The organism is Rhizobium sp. RU36D (assembly GCF_900176345.1).
In the GTDB taxonomy this organism is placed as follows: Bacteria; Pseudomonadota; Alphaproteobacteria; order Rhizobiales; family Rhizobiaceae; genus Allorhizobium.
Genome location: NZ_FWXU01000010.1, coordinates 26,662 through 42,744 on the forward strand (window position 1 = coordinate 26,662; position 16,083 = coordinate 42,744).

Annotated in this window: 21 protein-coding genes; 6 read left to right on the top strand and 15 right to left on the bottom strand. The window is 61.3% G+C overall.

Annotation, left to right across the window (positions count from 1 at the left end; translation table 11 throughout):
- Nucleotides 1–153 precede the first annotated feature (153 nt).
- Together B9A97_RS14105 and B9A97_RS14110 are read left to right on the top strand one after the other, a co-directional pair.
- Nucleotides 154–990 carry a protein-disulfide reductase DsbD domain-containing protein gene (locus tag B9A97_RS14105; RefSeq protein ID WP_244564226.1) on the top strand — a complete coding sequence of 279 codons (837 nt, stop codon included), beginning with the start codon at nucleotides 154–156 and terminating at the stop codon, nucleotides 988–990.
- 87 nt (nucleotides 991–1,077) lie between these two features.
- Nucleotides 1,078–1,563 (top strand): peroxiredoxin, encoded by a 486-nt coding sequence (locus tag B9A97_RS14110; protein ID WP_084365994.1) that lies wholly within the window; start codon nucleotides 1,078–1,080, stop codon nucleotides 1,561–1,563.
- A 41-nt stretch (nucleotides 1,564–1,604) separates the two neighbouring features.
- Here B9A97_RS14110 and B9A97_RS14115 read toward each other — a convergent pair whose 3' ends face one another.
- From B9A97_RS14115 to B9A97_RS14130, 4 genes are all read right to left on the bottom strand, one after another.
- Nucleotides 1,605–2,441, bottom strand: coding sequence for a DMT family transporter (locus B9A97_RS14115; RefSeq protein WP_084366128.1), 837 nt, complete (start codon nucleotides 2,439–2,441; stop codon nucleotides 1,605–1,607).
- 66 nt (nucleotides 2,442–2,507) lie between these two features.
- Complete coding sequence (locus tag B9A97_RS14120; protein ID WP_084365995.1) at nucleotides 2,508–2,816, bottom strand: Dabb family protein; 309 nt, start codon at nucleotides 2,814–2,816, stop codon at nucleotides 2,508–2,510.
- 142 nt (nucleotides 2,817–2,958) lie between these two features.
- Complete coding sequence (rnhA, locus tag B9A97_RS14125) at nucleotides 2,959–3,426, bottom strand: ribonuclease HI (RefSeq protein ID WP_084365996.1); 468 nt, start codon at nucleotides 3,424–3,426, stop codon at nucleotides 2,959–2,961.
- Nucleotides 3,423–4,388 carry a homoserine kinase gene (locus B9A97_RS14130; RefSeq protein ID WP_084365997.1) on the bottom strand — a complete coding sequence of 322 codons (966 nt, stop codon included), beginning with the start codon at nucleotides 4,386–4,388 and terminating at the stop codon, nucleotides 3,423–3,425. The genes rnhA and B9A97_RS14130 overlap by 4 nt, the downstream gene beginning before the upstream one ends.
- 190 nt (nucleotides 4,389–4,578) lie before the next feature.
- Here B9A97_RS14130 and B9A97_RS14135 point away from each other — a divergent pair, with 190 nt between their 5' ends.
- Nucleotides 4,579–4,824, top strand: coding sequence for a type II toxin-antitoxin system ParD family antitoxin (locus tag B9A97_RS14135; RefSeq protein WP_084365998.1), 246 nt, complete (start codon nucleotides 4,579–4,581; stop codon nucleotides 4,822–4,824).
- On the top strand, nucleotides 4,814–5,119 hold the full coding sequence (locus B9A97_RS14140; RefSeq protein ID WP_084365999.1) for a type II toxin-antitoxin system RelE/ParE family toxin: 306 nt from the start codon (nucleotides 4,814–4,816) through the stop codon (nucleotides 5,117–5,119). Before B9A97_RS14135 ends, B9A97_RS14140 begins: the two co-directional genes overlap by 11 nt.
- Before the next feature lie 30 nt (nucleotides 5,120–5,149).
- Here the strand turns inward: B9A97_RS14140 and ispH are convergent, their stop codons facing one another.
- The 11 genes from ispH to coxB all read right to left on the bottom strand — a co-directional run bounded on the left by ispH (nucleotide 5,150) and on the right by coxB (nucleotide 13,670).
- Nucleotides 5,150–6,157 carry a 4-hydroxy-3-methylbut-2-enyl diphosphate reductase gene (ispH, locus tag B9A97_RS14145; RefSeq protein WP_084366000.1) on the bottom strand — a complete coding sequence of 336 codons (1,008 nt, stop codon included), beginning with the start codon at nucleotides 6,155–6,157 and terminating at the stop codon, nucleotides 5,150–5,152.
- Nucleotides 6,154–6,522: a DUF1304 domain-containing protein gene (locus B9A97_RS14150; RefSeq protein WP_084366001.1), complete on the bottom strand. Its 369-nt coding sequence runs from the start codon at nucleotides 6,520–6,522 to the stop codon at nucleotides 6,154–6,156. Before B9A97_RS14150 ends, ispH begins: the two co-directional genes overlap by 4 nt.
- Before the next feature lie 88 nt (nucleotides 6,523–6,610).
- Nucleotides 6,611–7,345, bottom strand: a complete 735-nt coding sequence (locus B9A97_RS14155) for an SURF1 family protein (RefSeq protein WP_244564227.1) — start codon at nucleotides 7,343–7,345, stop codon at nucleotides 6,611–6,613.
- The gene (locus B9A97_RS14160; protein ID WP_084366129.1) at nucleotides 7,338–7,721 is read right to left on the bottom strand and encodes a DUF983 domain-containing protein; all 384 of its coding nucleotides are present in this window, start codon (nucleotides 7,719–7,721) and stop codon (nucleotides 7,338–7,340) included. Before B9A97_RS14160 ends, B9A97_RS14155 begins: the two co-directional genes overlap by 8 nt.
- 14 nt (nucleotides 7,722–7,735) lie before the next feature.
- Entirely contained in the window at nucleotides 7,736–8,248 is a 513-nt protein-coding gene (locus B9A97_RS14165; RefSeq protein ID WP_084366130.1) for a L,D-transpeptidase family protein, read from the bottom strand.
- Nucleotides 8,249–8,335: 87 nt separating this feature from the next.
- Complete coding sequence (locus B9A97_RS14170; protein ID WP_084366003.1) at nucleotides 8,336–9,226, bottom strand: cytochrome c oxidase subunit 3; 891 nt, start codon at nucleotides 9,224–9,226, stop codon at nucleotides 8,336–8,338.
- Nucleotides 9,227–9,280: 54 nt separating this feature from the next.
- Nucleotides 9,281–9,889 carry a cytochrome c oxidase assembly protein gene (locus B9A97_RS14175; RefSeq protein ID WP_084366004.1) on the bottom strand — a complete coding sequence of 203 codons (609 nt, stop codon included), beginning with the start codon at nucleotides 9,887–9,889 and terminating at the stop codon, nucleotides 9,281–9,283.
- A gap of 13 nt (nucleotides 9,890–9,902) precedes the next feature.
- On the bottom strand, nucleotides 9,903–10,040 hold the full coding sequence (locus B9A97_RS29795) for a hypothetical protein (RefSeq protein ID WP_179145287.1): 138 nt from the start codon (nucleotides 10,038–10,040) through the stop codon (nucleotides 9,903–9,905).
- Nucleotides 10,040–10,987 (bottom strand): heme o synthase, encoded by a 948-nt coding sequence (locus B9A97_RS14180; protein ID WP_084366005.1) that lies wholly within the window; start codon nucleotides 10,985–10,987, stop codon nucleotides 10,040–10,042. The genes B9A97_RS29795 and B9A97_RS14180 overlap by 1 nt, the downstream gene beginning before the upstream one ends.
- Nucleotides 10,988–11,074: 87 nt before the next feature.
- Nucleotides 11,075–12,763: a cytochrome c oxidase subunit I gene (gene ctaD / locus B9A97_RS14185; RefSeq protein ID WP_084366006.1), complete on the bottom strand. Its 1,689-nt coding sequence runs from the start codon at nucleotides 12,761–12,763 to the stop codon at nucleotides 11,075–11,077.
- A 16-nt stretch (nucleotides 12,764–12,779) separates the two neighbouring features.
- Nucleotides 12,780–13,670: a cytochrome c oxidase subunit II gene (gene coxB, locus B9A97_RS14190; RefSeq protein WP_179145288.1), complete on the bottom strand. Its 891-nt coding sequence runs from the start codon at nucleotides 13,668–13,670 to the stop codon at nucleotides 12,780–12,782.
- Nucleotides 13,671–13,994: 324 nt separating this feature from the next.
- On the opposite strand from coxB, the gene B9A97_RS14195 reads away from it, so the two are divergent.
- Together B9A97_RS14195 and tldD are read left to right on the top strand one after the other, a co-directional pair.
- Nucleotides 13,995–14,528, top strand: a complete 534-nt coding sequence (locus tag B9A97_RS14195) for an invasion associated locus B family protein (RefSeq protein WP_084366131.1) — start codon at nucleotides 13,995–13,997, stop codon at nucleotides 14,526–14,528.
- Nucleotides 14,529–14,629: 101 nt separating this feature from the next.
- The gene (gene tldD / locus B9A97_RS14200; protein WP_084366008.1) at nucleotides 14,630–16,045 is read left to right on the top strand and encodes a metalloprotease TldD; all 1,416 of its coding nucleotides are present in this window, start codon (nucleotides 14,630–14,632) and stop codon (nucleotides 16,043–16,045) included.
- Nucleotides 16,046–16,083 lie beyond the last annotated feature (38 nt).

Sequence of the window (16,083 nt, forward strand, 5' to 3'; positions counted from 1 at the left end):
TCCACCTCATATGTGTCACCGCGTCCCTGCGGCTTTTCAGGTATTGTCCCCGTCAACGAATGTGGGGCATAGACTCATATCAATCAACTGAAAATGATGAGCAGGGCGAATCCGAGGCTGGTTCATCCACGAGCCATGAATTATGGGAAGGGCATGACACTGAAATTTCCGCTCTTCTTGCGTGCGCTGACGCCGATCATGCTGATCTTCTGCCTGTCGGCACCTGTTTGCTCGGCTGCAACTTCAGAATGGACCAGCAATGAGGGCGGTCGCATGCGACTGATTCTCGCTCCACCTGACGCCGAGGGCCGCCGCGCGGGTGCCCTCGAGATCGAGCCCCTGCCCGGCTGGATCACCTATTGGCGCGAGCCGGGTGACAGCGGAATTCCGCCGCAGCTGGCCGCCGATCCCGGCAGCCCCTACATGATCTCTGCGCTTGCCTATCCCGTGCCGCGGCGGATCGATGTCGGCGATGTTAGGGATATCGGCTATGATGGGCCGGTGACCTTCACCTTCACGCTGGAGGCGGCCGCTGACGCGGCAAATGTTCCTCTGAACGCCACCGCCTTCATCGGTATCTGTCGCAATATCTGCATTCCCTTCCAGGCGAGTTTTTCGCTGCCGCTGACTCCCGATGCGACAAAGGATGCGGAGGCGCTTGCGGTGATCGCACGCGCTGCTGCGACCATGCCGCAAGCGCCCTCTGACGATTTCAAGGTCGCGTCCTTCGAGATGACCGCGGACCTCAAGCAATTAACGGTGAACCTGCAACTGCCAAAGACCGCGCGCGGCGAGCCGGAACTCTTCGTAACCGGCCCCAGCGGCTATGTCTTTACCCATTTTGAAGGGCGCCGTGCGCCCGATGGCAACTATCGTGCCGTCTTTCCCATCGAGAAGCTGCCCCGGAATTATACCTTTTCTGGCCAGAGCTGGAGCGTGCTGGCGGTTTCCGGCACGCGGGCGATGGAAAGCCCGCTTGCCTTCGATTGACCGCCAACTATATTCCGCGCAGACGTTTTCCTGACCCAGACCGGCGGACGCTGCCGCTGGCATTTCACAACCAAAGGAGAGACTGCGATGACGATTGCCGTTGGCGAAAAGCTGCCTGCCGCGACCTTCAAGGAAAAGACCGCGGATGGCCCGGTCGAGATCTCGACGTCGGATCTTTTTGCCGGCAAGCGCGTGGTGCTGTTTGCGGTGCCCGGCGCATTCACGCCGACCTGCACGCTAAACCACCTGCCCGGCTACCTGGAAAATCGCGATGCGATCCTGGCCCGCGGCGTAGACGACATCGCCGTGATCTCCGTCAATGACTGGCATGTGATGGGCGCCTGGGCGCAGCATTCCGGCGGCATGGGCAAGATCCACTTCCTGGCCGACTGGGATGCGAGCTTCACCAAGGCGATCGGCCTCGATGCCGATCTCTCCGGCGGTGGCCTCGGCGTTCGCTCCAAGCGCTATTCCATGCTCGTCGATGACGGCGTGGTGAAGTCGATCAATGTCGAGGACAATCCGGGCCAGGCGACCGTCTCCAGCGCCGCCACGATGATCGAGCAGCTCTGATAGCTGCATTTGGGCCGCGGCGGATCCCTGCCGCGGCCTTCCTACCGGAAATAGCCCAGGCAAACGGCGCCCAGCGCCACGATGATGCAGGCCGCAAGGCGACGGGGCGTCAGCACCTCACCCAGGAAAAGCCACCCGATCAGCGCCGCGAAGACGACGCTTGTTTCGCGCAGTGCGGTCACGGGACCTGCCGGGCCGAGCGAAAAGGCGGTGACCACCAGCGCATAGGACACCAGCGCCACCAGGCCGCCAGCGAGCGCCTTCAGCGTATCGGGCGCACGGAAGTCCACACGCATGCCGCGGCGGGCGATGACGAAAGTCAGCGGCAGGAATGTGCCGAAGATGATGACCACCCAGGCGGCATAGGCGCCGGCATGGCCGGCCTCGCGGACCCCGCGGGCATCGACCGTCGCGTAGCTTGCCACGATCATCCCGGTCAGCAGGGCATAGAGCAGCGAGGACAGCGGTGCGCGCCCACGGCCGAGCGCCAGGCTCATGATGCCCATGGCCACGAGTGTCACGCCGACCACCTGCCATGTGGTGAGGCGGTCGCCTGCGACGAGGAAGCCGCCGACGGTCACCAGCATCGGCACGATGCCGCGGACAACGGGATAGACCTGGCCCAACTCGCCCTTGCGATAGGCGGCGACGAGAAAGACGCTGTAGGCGGTCTGAAGCGCCGCTGACAGGACGATGTAGAGCCAGGCGCCGGCCGCCGGCCAAGGATAGATCGCGGCGAAGGGGATGGCGACCAGCGTGCCGGAAAAGCTCATCACCGTCACCGTCCAAAGACGATCACCGCCGCTGCGCAGGAAGGCATTCCAGGTGGCGTGGAGAATGGCCGCGGACAGCGCCAGGACGATGACGATGGAACTCATTTCGGTTGGACGATCCGTTCGCGGCAAGAAGAGTGGGGCCCGGCATGGCGCCAGGCCTTTGGCCAATCAGTATTCCAGATCGAAGACCATGATGCCCGAGAGACCGCCATCGGTGGCCTTGACGATGCGTTCGCCAACGATCTTGTGTTCGGGATGGTTGAGGTAATAGTCGCGCACCACGCTGTCCTCGAAGGTCACGATGAAACCATCGACGAAGCCGCTATCCAGCCCTTCCGGCGAGACATTGTGGCCGTATTTGACATCGACCATGCCCGGAATGAACTCCTTAAGGGCGGCGATGCCTTCGTATAGCGCCTGTTTTTCAGCTTCCTGGATGGCCGCCTTGAAGCGCAGGAATACGCAATGCAGGATCATGCCGAGCCTCCCTCTCTGATTTTCTTGCCGAACAATAGGCGCTGAGCCCCGCTTGGCAAGCCGGCCGCGCGGCACGATGCGCCGCATTCCCGTCGGTGATGGCGCAAACAGATCGCTGGCCGCGAGTTCTCCACAGGAGAAATCAGCCGCCCATCAGGGCGCGGTGGGCATTGCCCTTCTTGAACGGCTCCATGCCGCGGCGCGCCAGTTCGTCAGCCCGTTCGTTTTCCGGATGGCCGGCATGGCCCTTGACCCAGTGCCATTTGACCTTGTGGCGCTGGTTGGCGGCATCGAGCTGCTGCCACAGCTCGCCATTCTTCACCGGCTTCTTGTCCGCCGTCTTCCAGCCGTTCTTCTTCCAGCCAAAGATCCACTTGGAGATGCCATCCATGACATATTTGCTGTCGGTATGAAGATCGACCTCGCAGGGGCTCTTCAGCGCGCTGAGCGCCGATATCGCGGCCAGAAGCTCCATGCGGTTGTTGGTGGTTTCGGCCTCGCCGCCGAACAATTCCTTCTCGGTTTCGCCATAGCGCAGGATTGCGCCCCAGCCGCCCGGGCCGGGATTGCCCGAACAGGCACCGTCGGTGAAGATTTCGACATGCTTCATGAGGTCAATCCGTATTCCGCGCTGTTCTTCACCTGACGGTGGAAGCGCAGCTTCTTGAGATATTCCAGCGGGTCCTTCTTGACCACCAGGGCGCCGGCGGGCGTCGTCAGCCAGTCATAGAGACGCGTCAGGAAGAAGCGCAGCGCGGAGCCGCGCGACAGGATCGGCAGGGCTGCGATCTCCGCCGCGGAGAGCGGCCGCACGGACTGGTAGCCCTCGATCATCGCCATGCCCTTGGTGATGTTGTAGGCGCCGTCCTTCTCAAAGCACCAGGCATTGAGGCAGATCGACAGATCATAGACGAGGAAGTCATTGCAGGCGAAATAGAAGTCGATCAGGCCGGAGAGTTCGTCACCGAGGAAGAAGACGTTATCGGGAAACAGATCGGCATGGATGACGCCGGCTGGCAGGTCGGTCGGCCAGGTCTTGGACAGAAATTCGAGTTCGCCGCGGATCTCCGCCTGCAGGCCCGGCTCCACCTCATCGGCCCGGGCCTCGGACTTGTCCCACAGCACCTGCCAGCCCTGGAGCGATAGGGCATTGGGGCGCTTGATGTCGAAGCCCTCGCCAGCGATGTGCATCTTGGCCAGTGCCGCGCCGACCTCGCGGCAATGACGCGCCTCCGGCTTCCTAAGCCACATACCTTCAAGAAACGTGATGAGCGCGGCGGGACGGCCGGACAGTTCTCCCAGCAGGGCACCGTCCTTGCGCGGCAGCGGCAGGGGGCAGGACAGGCCACGCTCGGAGAGGTGATGCATCAGGCCGAGAAAGAACGGAAGGTCGCCCGGATCGACGCGCTTCTCATAGAGCGTGAGAATCAACGGATGCGTCGATGTGTGCAGCAGGAAATTCGAATTTTCGACGCCCTCGGCAATGCCCTTGTAGGACAGGAGTTCACCCGCCTCATACTGGGCGAGAAAGGCCTTCAGGTCGATTTCGTTGATATCGGTATAGACTGCCACTGCCGGTCCCGCATGCTGGTCAAGGGTTTCATCCTACCGCAACGCATACAGCGGGGGACGGCCAAGTGCCAGCCCCGCCGCGACATGGAAACAGGAAATGGGAGTGGTCGCCGGTGACAGGAGATTTGGTGCGCTTGTCTGCATTACTATATTCTAGTAATCTGGCACGTGTCCTGGAGGATTATCGGATATGAGCAGCACCACCAGCATCAATCTCGGCGATCACTTCACTGCCTTTCTGTCCCGGCTGACAGCCACTGGACGCTACGGCTCAACCAGCGAAGCTGTTCGGGCGGCGTTGCGATTGCTTGAGCAGGAAGAGGCGAAACATGAGGCCTTGCTGAACGCCCTGGATGAGGGGGAAGCCAGCGGTGAAAGCCATCGCTCTATGAAGGACATCCTGGCGGAGGCCAAAGCGCGGCACCATGGCCGGTAGCTATGTCCTGTCGCGGCGCGCAGAGGAGGATATCGGCCAGTTGCTTGCCGCAAGCCTCGCGGGCTTCGGCGAAAGGCAAACGGATATCTATGCAGCGGGCATGGAACAGACATTTGATCTGCTGGCGTCCCATCCAGAGATTGGGTCAACCTTTGTCAATGAGCGCAGCGGGCGCGCCTATCGGCGTCATCGGTATGCAAGCCACATGATCTACTATCGCATTCGGCAAGCCGATATCTTCATCGTCCGGCTTCTGCATGTCCGAATGCTTCCAGAAAGGTATCTGGAGCCATAGACTGACTTCAGCGTCAGAAATTGCGACGCCTCACCCATTCACCCAGGCCATGTCCTGGCGGGTCAGTTCCACATCCCGCAATTCGCGGTTGACGAGGAAATGCTCGTTTTCTTCCGCCGTGATCGCCAGTTCCACCTTGGCGTCGAAGCGCTGGCGGAAGGCTTCGATGATCTCGTCGACGATGACCTCCGGCGCCGAAGCACCGGCGGATATGCCGAGCGTGCCAATGGTGCCAACGTCATCCCAGTCGATTTCGGAGGCACGCTGGACCAACATGGACTTCGTCGCCCCTGCCCTGAGCGCCACTTCGACGAGACGCTTGGAGTTAGATGAATTGGGGGCGCCGACGACAATGAACAGGTCGCAGCCGGGGGCTGCCTGCTTGACCGCTTCCTGGCGGTTTGTCGTGGCGTAGCAGATGCTGTCGGCCGAAGGTGCCGTCAGGTTGGGAAAGCGCTCCTGCAGCCGCTTGATGACGCCGGCGGTATCATCCACCGACAGGGTCGTCTGGGTCACGTAGCCAAGATTATCGGGATCGGCGGGCTCGTAGCGATCGACATCCTCGACCGTTTCGATCAGCGAGACCGTGCCCTCCGGCAATTGCCCCATGGTGCCGACCACTTCGGGATGGCCGGCATGGCCGATCAGGATGACGTGACGACCAAGCCGCTCGTGCCGCATCGCCTGCTTGTGAACCTTCGACACCAGCGGGCATGTGGCATCGAGGTAGAAAAGATTGCGGGTCTGTGCATCCTGCGGCACGGATTTCGGCACGCCATGGGCGGAAAACACGACCGGCTGCTCGCGGTGCTCGGCCGGGATTTCATCGAGCTCCTCAACGAAGACGGCGCCCTTGGCTTCCAGGCCTTCCACGACATAGCGGTTATGCACGATCTCGTGGCGGACATAGACGGGCGCGCCGTAGCGTTTCAGCGCCAGCACCACGATCTGTATCGCACGATCGACACCGGCGCAGAAACCGCGCGGGCCGCAAAGCCTGATCGTCAGGGGTGGTCGAGAAGCGATCGAAGATGTCATGAGCCAGCCAGGAATACCATTATCAGCGCGATCAGGGCCGGCAGCGCCTGGATGTAGATGATCTTCCGCGATGCCGTCATGCCTCCATATAGGCCGGCGACGAGGACACAGCCAAGAAAAAACAGCTTCAACTGAAATGCGAATTGATCGACGGGCTGAACCAGCGACCAGATGAGGCCCGCAGCCAGGAAGCCATTGTACAGGCCCTGATTGGCGGCCATCACCTTGGTGGCTTCCGCCTGGGCCGGCTTCATGCCGAACGCCTTCATGCCGCGCGGCTTGGTCCAGAGAAACATCTCCAGCACGAGAATATAGAGATGTTCGATCGCCACCAGGGCAACCAGGATATTCGCCAGCAAGGCCATGCATTCCCCCCACAACTGGAATTTCTGTCGCTTCCTATCATGGGATCGGCAGCGGCGCACGCGGGTCCGCGGGGAAAAATGCGTGCACTCAACCCTTTCGGCGGCGCAGGAAAACCGTGAGCGACACTGCGACCAGGGCGGCGGCAAGGCCGTACCAGGTCACGGCATATTCCAGGTGGCTGTTGGGCAGGTCGATCTGGGTGACGCCCCCCTCCGGAAGCCCGCCGGGCACCGGCGTCGCATCGGCATCGAGGAAGAAGGGCAGCACGCGATCGGCCGGCAGGCCAGCCGTCGCCACCATGGCGTCCAGGTCCTTCCAGTAGAAGATGTTCTTGCCCAGGTCATTGTCCGGGACGATGGAAGACGGCTTTTCCGAGAGCCGCACCCGCGCCAGGCCCGTGACCGTCACCTCGCCCGGCACCTGGCCCTGGCTGCGCGTCTCCGGCGCCTTGTTGTCATAGGGAACGAAGCCCCGGTTGACGAGCAGATAGCGGCCGTCGGACAGTTCCAGCGGCGTATAGACGTAAAAGCCGGTGCGGCCGCGGAAGGTCGCGAAGAAGTGCCGTTCCTTGTCATGCATGTAGCGGCCGGAGGCGGACATCTTGCGGTAGTCGATGTCGCCGCCTGACGTGCCGATCGATTCGATCGATGTGACATCGGCCGGGGCGGCCGTGGTTCGCTCGGCGATATCGGCGATCAGGGCTTCCTTCCAATGCAGCCGCTGGACCTGCCAGGTACCGAGCGACAGAAGTACGCAAAGCGTCACCGCCAGCAAGAGCAGCGTGGCGACGACCTTGATCCGCCCGGCCTTCGCCTCAGCCATGGTCGATCGTACCCTGGCGCGCATTGTTGCGGAACTGCAGTGCGATCAGCGTCGCCTTGATGGTCCTGAGCAGCCAGATCGACAGCCCGATCGTCAGCGGCCCCCAAAGGAGAATATGCAGCCAGATCGGCGGATGCAGGTTGAACTCGGTCCACAGCGCCAGGCCGAGCATCACGCAATCGGCGATGAGGATGACGAAAATCGCCGGGCCATCGCCGGAATCGGCGAAGCTGTAATCCAGCCCGCAATTGCTGCAGGCCGGCTTGAGCTTCACCACGCCGTCGAATAAGCGCCCCTGGCCGCAGCGCGGGCAGCAAGCGGACAGACCCGCCTTGAGCGGCTCGACGGGGGCAAACATGGCAGCATCGTCACCCAGGGTCTTGTCGTCGCTCATGGCCTGATCTCGATCGGCGTGCCCACAGGCACGGAATTCCATATGATATCCATGTCGGCATTGGTAACCGCGATGCAACCATCAGTCCAATCGAAAAGCTGCGTCAAATAGGCCAGCCAGCCGAGATAGTTTTTCTGCCCGTGGATCATGATCATGCCACCGGGGTCCTCCCCCGCCGCGGCCGCGCGCCAGACATCCTCGGCATTGGGATAGGATACGTGAAGCGCCAGGTGATTGGCGCTATCGGGATTGCGCCAGTCCAGCACATAGCGTCCTTCGGGGGTGCGCTCGTCGCCTTCGCGCTGCTTGTGACCCTCGGGCTGAGCGCCGAGTGCTATCGAAAAGCTGGCCAGTACGGTCTCGCCCTGCATCAGGTCGAGGCGGCGTTCGGACTTGTCGACGATGACGTGGCTGGCAACCGACTGGTCGGCCATCGCCGGGCTCACCGCGCAGGCTGCAGCGGCGATGAATAGGGCGGGCGCAAGCAGAAGACGGAGGTTCGCGATCATGGCGACCATGATGGGAGGGATAGCGGGCAAGAAAAAGGCGGCCGCAATGCGACCGCCCTGATATCAGTGCGAAGATAATCGCTTCGCTCAGCCGTGCGCCAGCGGCGCGCCCCAGCCACCCCAGATGTAGATGGCGAAGAACAGGAACAGCCAGACCACGTCAACGAAGTGCCAGTACCAGGCCGCCGCTTCGAAGCCGAAGTGCTGCTTGGCCGTGAAGTGACCCTTCATGGCGCGCAGCAGGCAGACGATCAGGAAGATCGTACCAACCAGCACGTGGAAGCCGTGGAAGCCGGTCGACATGAAGAAGGTCGCACCGTAGATCGAGTTTTTGAAGTCGAACGGAGCGTGCAGATATTCGTAGTACTGAACGTAGGAGAACAGGACACCGAGCGCGACGGTCAGGGCCAGACCGTTCACCAGACCCTTGCGGTCATTGTGAAGCAGGGCATGGTGCGCCCAGGTCACACAGGTGCCCGACAGCAGCAGGATGACGGTGTTGTAGAGCGGCAGGTGCCAGGGATCGAGAACCTCGATGCCCTTCGGCGGCCAGGTGCCACCGGTAAATTCGACGCGGCTCGCCTGGATCGCTTCATTGGCGAACAGGCTGGCATCGAAGAAGGCCCAGAACCAGGCGACGAAGAACATCACTTCCGAGGCGATGAACATGATCATGCCATAGCGCAGGTGCAGCGATACGACCCGCGTATGATGACCTTCATTGGCTTCCTTGATCGTATCGGCCCACCAGCCGACCATCGTATAAAGCACAAGGGCAAGACCGATATAGAACATCCACGGAGTAGCGACATTGAACTCAATGCCAAACCCGCTGATCTTCATTTCTGCGCCATTCAGCCAGCGCATGTAGCACACGCCGCCGAAGGTCAGGATGAAGGCACCGATAGAGGCGATCAGCGGCCATGGGCTCGGATCTATGATGTGGTAGTCGTGATTTTTCTGATGCGCATCGGCCATGTCAGCAATCCCCGAATTTCAAATTCTCTCCAGAACCGGCATAGCCGATTCGTCTCACATTTTCGTTTCCAAGGCCTCACCTTTCCGCGGCAGTTCAGCGACCGGCTTCGCTGCCTCATGCGGATAGAAGGTGTAGGACAGGGTAATCGTCTTGATGTTCTTCGTTTCGACCGCCTTGGTGATATCAGGATCGACAAAGAAGACCACGGGCATGTCCAGCGTCTCGCCCGGCTTCAACTCCGTTTCGGTGAAGCAGAAGCACTGGATCTTGTTGAAATAGGCTGCGGCCTCCATCGGCGTCACGTTGAAGATCGCCTGGCCGGTGGACGGCGTCGACGACTTGTTGGTCGCCTGGTAGGAAATCTGCACCGTTTCGCCGATCTTCAACTCGACCGACTTCTGCACCGGCTTGAAATCCCAGCCGAGACCGCTCGAGACATTGGCGTCAAAGGTGACCTTCATCGTCTCGTCAAGGATGACGCTCGAGGCCTGTTCGACGCGCTGAGTCGTGCCGTTATAACCGGTAACCTGGCAAAACAGGCGATAGAGCGGAACAGCGGCGTAGCTCATGCCGACCATGCCCGCCACGAAGAACAGGCAGGCCACGCCGATGGCGCCGTTGCTGCGAGACTTGCGCTTGTCGTCGATCGCGTGTTCGCTCATCCGACTGCCTCCCTCAACCGCCCATTCCGCTGATCTTGACCAGCGTCACGATATAGAAAATCACGCAGAGCACCCCCAGCACCACGCCCAGCGCAATATTGCGGCCACGGCGGGACTTTCTCTGCTGCTCGTTGAGCTTCACGGTTTCCATTACAACAGACCTCCGACAAACGCGCCGATGAATCGGTCGGCCAGCAAAGCGGAAAAGATCGCAAACAGATAGACGATGGAATAGGCAAACATCTTCTTGGCTGCCACCATCTTCGTATCGCCGTCGGGCATGCGCCAGACGGCGATGGAACAGTAAATGAAGACAGCGCCGAGAGCAGCGGCGAACAGGCCATAGCCAATGCCTGCCAGCCCGGTTGCAACCGGTGCCAACGTGGAGACCACCGTCAACACGGTATAGAGGAAGATCTGGCGCTTGGTGCTCGCCTCGCCGGCCACGTTGGGCAGCATGGGAACGCCGACAGAGCCATAATCGCGCATCTTGAACAGCGCCAGCGCCCAGAAATGGGCCGGCGTCCAGAAGAAGATGATCAGAAACAGGATGGTGCTATCCAGCGATACGCCGCCGGTGACGCAAGCCCACCCAAGCATGGGCGGGAATGCGCCGGCAGCACCGCCGATGACGATGTTCTGCGGCGTCGAGCGCTTCAGCCACATCGAGTAGACGACGGCATAGAAGAAAATGGTGAAGGCCAGGAGACCGGCGGCGAACCAATTCACCACAAGGCCGAGGATCGAAACCGAAAAGGCCGAGAGGATCAGGCCGAAGGCGAGCGCCTCGTTGGGCGCGATGCGGCCGGCCGGAATGGGGCGGCGCGCGGTGCGGGTCATCACCGCATCGATATCGGCATCGTACCACATGTTAAGGGCACCCGAGGCGCCGGCTCCAACAGCGATGCAGAGAATGGCGATGGCGCCCAGCACGGGGTGGATGTGTCCGGGAGCGAGCACGAGACCGGCAAAGGCGGTGAAAACCACCAGCGACATGACGCGCGGCTTCAAGAGTTCGAAGAAATCGCGGGCTCCGGCTTCAGACAGGTGCAGATCTCCGCCCTGTTTCAACGCGCCGAATTCGTCGATGACTGTCATTTATTCCGTCCCGATCACGCTTTTCTGCGATCTGCGCCGCGCTGGCCTAACCACCGCGGCGCTGATCTTGTTTTCAAGGCGACGCGCTTACTTGATGCGCGGCAGCTGTTCCCACTGGTGGAACGGCGGCGGCGAAGACAGCTGCCATTCCAGGGTGGTTGCACCTTCGCCCCAGGGATTGTCGCCAGCGACGCGCTTCTTCATGAAGGCTTCCAGCACGCAGTACAGGAAGATCAGAACACCGACGGCCGAGATGTAGGAGCCGATGGACGATACGTAGTTCCAGCCGGCGAATGCATCGGGATAGTCGATGTAGCGGCGCGGCATGCCGGCAAGGCCGAGGAAATGCTGCGGGAAGAAGATCAGGTTAACGCCGACGAACATGACCCAGAAATGCAGGTTGCCCAGGAATTCCGAGTACATGAAGCCGCTCATCTTCGGGAACCAGTAGTACCAGGCAGCGAAGATGGCGAAGACGGCGCCGAGCGACAGCACGTAGTGGAAGTGCGCGACGACATAGTAGGTGTCATGCAGCGAGCGGTCGAGACCGGCATTGGCCAGCTGAACGCCGGTGACGCCACCAACGGTGAACAGGAAGATGAAGCCGATCGCCCAGATCATGGGCGTGCGGAAGGTGAGCGAACCGCCCCACATGGTCGCGATCCACGAGAAGATCTTGATGCCGGTGGGCACCGCGATAACCATGGTGGCGAACAGGAAGTAGCGCTGCGCCTGGAGCGACAGGCCGACCGTGTACATATGGTGCGCCCAGACGACGAAGCCGACAGCACCGATCGCGACCATGGCATAGGCCATTCCGAGATAGCCGAAGACCGGCTTGCGCGAGAAGGTCGAGATGATGTGGCTGATGATGCCGAAACCGGGCAGGATCAGGATGTACACTTCCGGGTGACCGAAGAACCAGAACAGGTGCTGGAACAGGATCGGGTCACCACCGGCTTCCGGAGAGAAGAAGGCCGTGCCGAAGTTGCGGTCCGTCAGCAGCATGGTGATGGCGCCAGCCAGAACCGGCAGCGAGAGGAGCAGCAGGAAGGCGGTGACCAGAACAGCCCAGGCAAACAGCGGCATCTTGTGCAGCGTCATGCCCGGAGCGCGCATGTTGAGGATGGTGGTGATGAAGTTGATCGCACCGAGGATCGAGGACGCACCCGAGACGTGCAGCGCGAAGATCGCGAGATCCACCGCCGGTCCGGGCTGGCCCGTCGTTGCCATGGGCGGATACATCGTCCAGCCGCCACCCACGCCATGGGCACCTGCGGGGCCTTCGACGAACATCGACAGCAGCAGCAGGATGAAGGCAGGAACGATCAGCCAGAACGAGATGTTGTTCAGGCGCGGGAAGGCCATGTCAGGCGCCCCGATCATGATCGGGATCATCCAGTTGGCGAAACCGCCGATCAGCGCCGGCATGACCATGAAGAAGATCATGATGAGCGCGTGGGCGGTCGTGAACACATTATACATGTGCTTGCCGGCGTCGATGGCGGCATCGCCTTCAGCCCCATAGACCATGGATGCCAGACCGTGGAAGATCTGAATGCCCGGCTCCGCCAGTTCCCAACGCATGAACACCGACAGCGCACCGCCGACGATGCCTGCCATGATCGCGAAGATCAGGTAGAGGGTGCCGATATCCTTGTGGTTCGTCGAGAGGAACCAGCGGGAGAAAAAGCCAGGCTTGTGAGCGTGGTGGTGGTCGTCGTGATGCGCGCCGTGATCGTGGGCGTGATCGTCGTGGGCAGCATGTCCAGCCATGATGTGCCTCCCTCTCTTACTTCGAAACGTTTTCAGCGACGTCGACGGCCTTGGAGCCGGATTCGACGGATGCCATCAGGGCCTTGTTGGCCTCGCCGAGATTGTTGCCGGCGGCAGCAAGCCAAGCGGTATATTGCGCCTCGGACACGACGCGAATGCCGATCGGCATGAAGGCGTGGTCCTTGCCGCACAGTTCCGAACACTGACCGTAATACATGCCTTCAGCTTCGGCCTTGAACCAGGTTTCATTGAGGCGGCCCGGAACAGCATCGATCTTGACGCCGAAAGCCGGCATCGCGAAGGCGTGGATGACGTCTGTCGGAGCGGCCGTCACAAGCAGGCGAACGGTCTTGCCGACCGGGACGACCATTTCATTGTCCACAGCCAGCAGGCGCGGATAGGCAGCCAGATCGACCTTGCCGGCGGCAGGGCGGTCAGCATCCTTCAGCATATAGCTGTCGAAGGACAGCGGCGATTCGCCACCTTCATATTCGTAGTTCCACTGCCACTGGGTCGCGGTCGCCTTGATCGTGACGTCAGGATTCTGCGGCATGTTGAGCTGCAGGGAGAGCAGCTGGAACGAGGGGATGGCAAGCGCGAGAAGGATCAACACCGGACCGGCGGTCCAGACGATCTCGATCAGCGTGTTGTGGCTGGTCTTGGACGGAACCGGGTTGGCGGAAGCGCGGAACTTCACGACAACGAGGATCAAAAGAACCAGCACGAACAGGGTGATGGGCACGATGAACCAGAGGGTAAAGTCCTCGAACCAGTTGATCTGCTCCATGACTTGGGTAGCAGCCGGCTGAAAATCCATCTGCCAAGGCGTCGGCTGGGCTGCCAATGCCGAGCCAGCGGACAGCAGACAGGCCATCGAGGCCAAGGCTGCATAAGCTCTCTTCATCACAACGTATCTCCCTCGAGCGTTTGACCCACATCAAATCGAAACGCAAAAATCATGCTATTAGAGCCGTTCAAATCACAGTTTGACCGCAATCGCAATATCTTGCCGGAAAAGCCTCTGCGGCATTTTTGCGCAATATCAAGTCGCGTCGTTCTGACGCGGCGGAGGCGCATAGCTCACTGTGGATAACCGGCGACTTCACGACATCGACCTTTCGAATCCACAGTCCCAATTATGCCTTGTTCGCCGGGAAAAGAAAGCTTGGGGCTTTTCAATTGCCGACCCGGCGACAAGAATGCGCCGATGATTCGTTTTCCCGAGGTGCCAATGGGTTTCAACAGTTTCGCCCGCGTCGTCCTGGCCGCTGCGGCCATTGCCGTCAGCGGCAGCCAGGTCAACGCCCAGACTCCGGGCGTGGAACTGCAGAAGGGCACCAACAGATCCGACTACGGCGCGTGGTCGATGATCTGCGAGACGCCGGCAGGCGCTGCGGCAGAGCAATGTGCGCTGACTCAGTTTGCCATTGCCGACGACCGGCCTGAGATGGGCATTGCCATCAGCGTGCTGAAGACGGCCGACCGGCAGAAGCGCCTGATGCGCATTCTGGTGCCGCTCGGCGTATGGCTCTATGACGGCGTGGATCTTTATGTTGATGGCACCAGCATCGGCCGCACCTATTTCACCCGCTGCTATGTCGAAGGCTGCAATGCCGACGTGGTGATTGAAGACGAGTTGCTGAAGATCCTGCGCGCCGGCAAGGATGCCGTGTTTGCCTTCAAGGAATCGCCCGACCAGGAAAACCGCATCGGCATTCCGATCGACCTGTCCGGCTTCGGGTCTGGTTACGACGCGCTGCCCTGACCATAAGTCGACCGAGGTTTCGGATCCGCCCTTTGCCTCAGCGGCCTTGCCGCCTGCCGCCCTGAAGACTACATGGGGTGCATGCGCCCAAGGAGACCGACATGTCATCAGACCTTCTGAACCTTTTCGATTGCGACGAGGAAACGCTTCGTGCCCACGTGGCGCAGGCGCTTGATGGAGCCGATGACGGCGAGCTCTTCATCGAGCATGCCCAGGCGGAATCGCTGATGTTCGACAACGGCCGCCTGAAGGGTGGCAGTTTCAACACCGACCAGGGCTTTGGGCTTCGCGCCGTGGCCGGCGAAGCGGTTGGCTATGCCCATGCCGGCGACCTGTCGGTGGCGGCGCTGAAGCGTGCTGCAGATGCAGTCGGTGCTGTGACGCGGGGGCATTCCGGCTCCTATGCCGCGGCCCCGCAGGGCACCAACAAGAAGCTCTATGGCGACGGCAATCCGATCGGCAGCCCGAGCTTTGAGGAAAAGGTCAAGCTGCTCTCGGAAATCGACGCCTATCTGCGCGACAAGGATCCGGCTGTGCGGCAAGTGACGGCCAGCATCGCCGCTAGCTGGCAGATGGTGGAAATCCTGCGGGCCGACGGCCACCGCGTGCGTGATATCAGGCCGATGACGCGGGTGAACATTTCCGTCGTCGCCGGCAAGGGCGACCGGCAGGAGTCCGGGTCCTTTGGCCAGGGCGGGCGCATCGCGTTTTCCGACTTCCTGACGAGCGATAGCTGGCAGCGCGGCGCGGACGAGGCGCTGCGCCAGGCGCGCGTCAATCTTGAGGCCATCGAGGCGCCGGCCGGAACGATGGACATCGTGCTTGGCAATGGCTGGCCGGGCGTCATGCTGCACGAGGCCGTGGGCCACGGCCTTGAAGGCGATTTCAACCGCAAGAAGACCTCGGCCTTTGCCGGACTGATGGGCGAGATGGTCGCCGCACCCGGCGTGACCGTGGTCGATGACGGCACGATCGACAACCGCCGCGGCTCGATCACCATCGATGACGAAGGCACGCCATCGGCCTATAACGTGCTGATCGAGAACGGCCGGCTGGTGGGCTATATGCAGGATCGCCAGAACGCCCGTCTGATGGGCATGAAGGCCACCGGCAATGGCCGTCGCCAGGGCTATGCCTACAAGCCCATGCCGCGCATGACCAATACCTACATGCTCTCGGGCGACAAGACGCCGGAAGAGATCATCGCCTCGGTGAAGAACGGCATCTATGCTGTTGCCTTCGGCGGCGGCCAGGTCGACATCACCTCGGGCAAGTTCGTGTTCGGCTGCACCGAGGCCTATATGATCGAAAACGGCAAGATCGGCGCACCGGTAAAGGGCGTCATGCTGATCGGCAACGGGCCGGACGCGATGAAGCGTGTCTCGATGATCGGCAACGACATGGCACTCGACACCGGCATCGGCAATTGCGGCAAGGCCGGCCAATGGGTCCCGGTCGGCGTCGGCCAGCCGCATCTGCGGATGGACCAGATCACGGTCGGCGGGACAAAGGCGTAGTGCCAGGGGGCTGTCGGCGGTCTCACGCCGTCATGTTT

Bases quoted from the DNA above. Each gene is read 5' to 3' on its own strand.
- B9A97_RS29795 (WP_179145287.1), bottom strand. From the start codon at position 10,040: ATGGAAACCGTGAAGCTCAACGAGCAGCAGAGAAAGTCCCGCCGTGGC.
- B9A97_RS14180 (WP_084366005.1), bottom strand. From the start codon at position 10,987: ATGACAGTCATCGACGAATTCGGCGCGTTGAAACAGGGCGGAGATCTG.
- tldD (WP_084366008.1), top strand. From the start codon at position 14,630: ATGTCATCAGACCTTCTGAACCTTTTCGATTGCGACGAGGAAACGCTT.
- ctaD (WP_084366006.1), bottom strand. From the start codon at position 12,763: ATGGCTGGACATGCTGCCCACGACGATCACGCCCACGATCACGGCGCG.
- B9A97_RS14120 (WP_084365995.1), bottom strand. From the start codon at position 2,816: ATGATCCTGCATTGCGTATTCCTGCGCTTCAAGGCGGCCATCCAGGAA.
- B9A97_RS14140 (WP_084365999.1), top strand. From the start codon at position 4,814: ATGGCCGGTAGCTATGTCCTGTCGCGGCGCGCAGAGGAGGATATCGGC.
- B9A97_RS14175 (WP_084366004.1), bottom strand. From the start codon at position 9,889: ATGAGCGAACACGCGATCGACGACAAGCGCAAGTCTCGCAGCAACGGC.
- B9A97_RS14195 (WP_084366131.1), top strand. From the start codon at position 13,995: ATGGGTTTCAACAGTTTCGCCCGCGTCGTCCTGGCCGCTGCGGCCATT.
- B9A97_RS14165 (WP_084366130.1), bottom strand. From the start codon at position 8,248: ATGATCGCGAACCTCCGTCTTCTGCTTGCGCCCGCCCTATTCATCGCC.
- B9A97_RS14135 (WP_084365998.1), top strand. From the start codon at position 4,579: ATGAGCAGCACCACCAGCATCAATCTCGGCGATCACTTCACTGCCTTT.
- rnhA (WP_084365996.1), bottom strand. From the start codon at position 3,426: ATGAAGCATGTCGAAATCTTCACCGACGGTGCCTGTTCGGGCAATCCC.
- B9A97_RS14170 (WP_084366003.1), bottom strand. From the start codon at position 9,226: ATGGCCGATGCGCATCAGAAAAATCACGACTACCACATCATAGATCCG.
- B9A97_RS14110 (WP_084365994.1), top strand. From the start codon at position 1,078: ATGACGATTGCCGTTGGCGAAAAGCTGCCTGCCGCGACCTTCAAGGAA.
- ispH (WP_084366000.1), bottom strand. From the start codon at position 6,157: ATGACATCTTCGATCGCTTCTCGACCACCCCTGACGATCAGGCTTTGC.
- B9A97_RS14150 (WP_084366001.1), bottom strand. From the start codon at position 6,522: ATGGCCTTGCTGGCGAATATCCTGGTTGCCCTGGTGGCGATCGAACAT.
- B9A97_RS14115 (WP_084366128.1), bottom strand. From the start codon at position 2,441: ATGAGTTCCATCGTCATCGTCCTGGCGCTGTCCGCGGCCATTCTCCAC.
- B9A97_RS14155 (WP_244564227.1), bottom strand. From the start codon at position 7,345: ATGGCTGAGGCGAAGGCCGGGCGGATCAAGGTCGTCGCCACGCTGCTC.
- B9A97_RS14105 (WP_244564226.1), top strand. From the start codon at position 154: ATGACACTGAAATTTCCGCTCTTCTTGCGTGCGCTGACGCCGATCATG.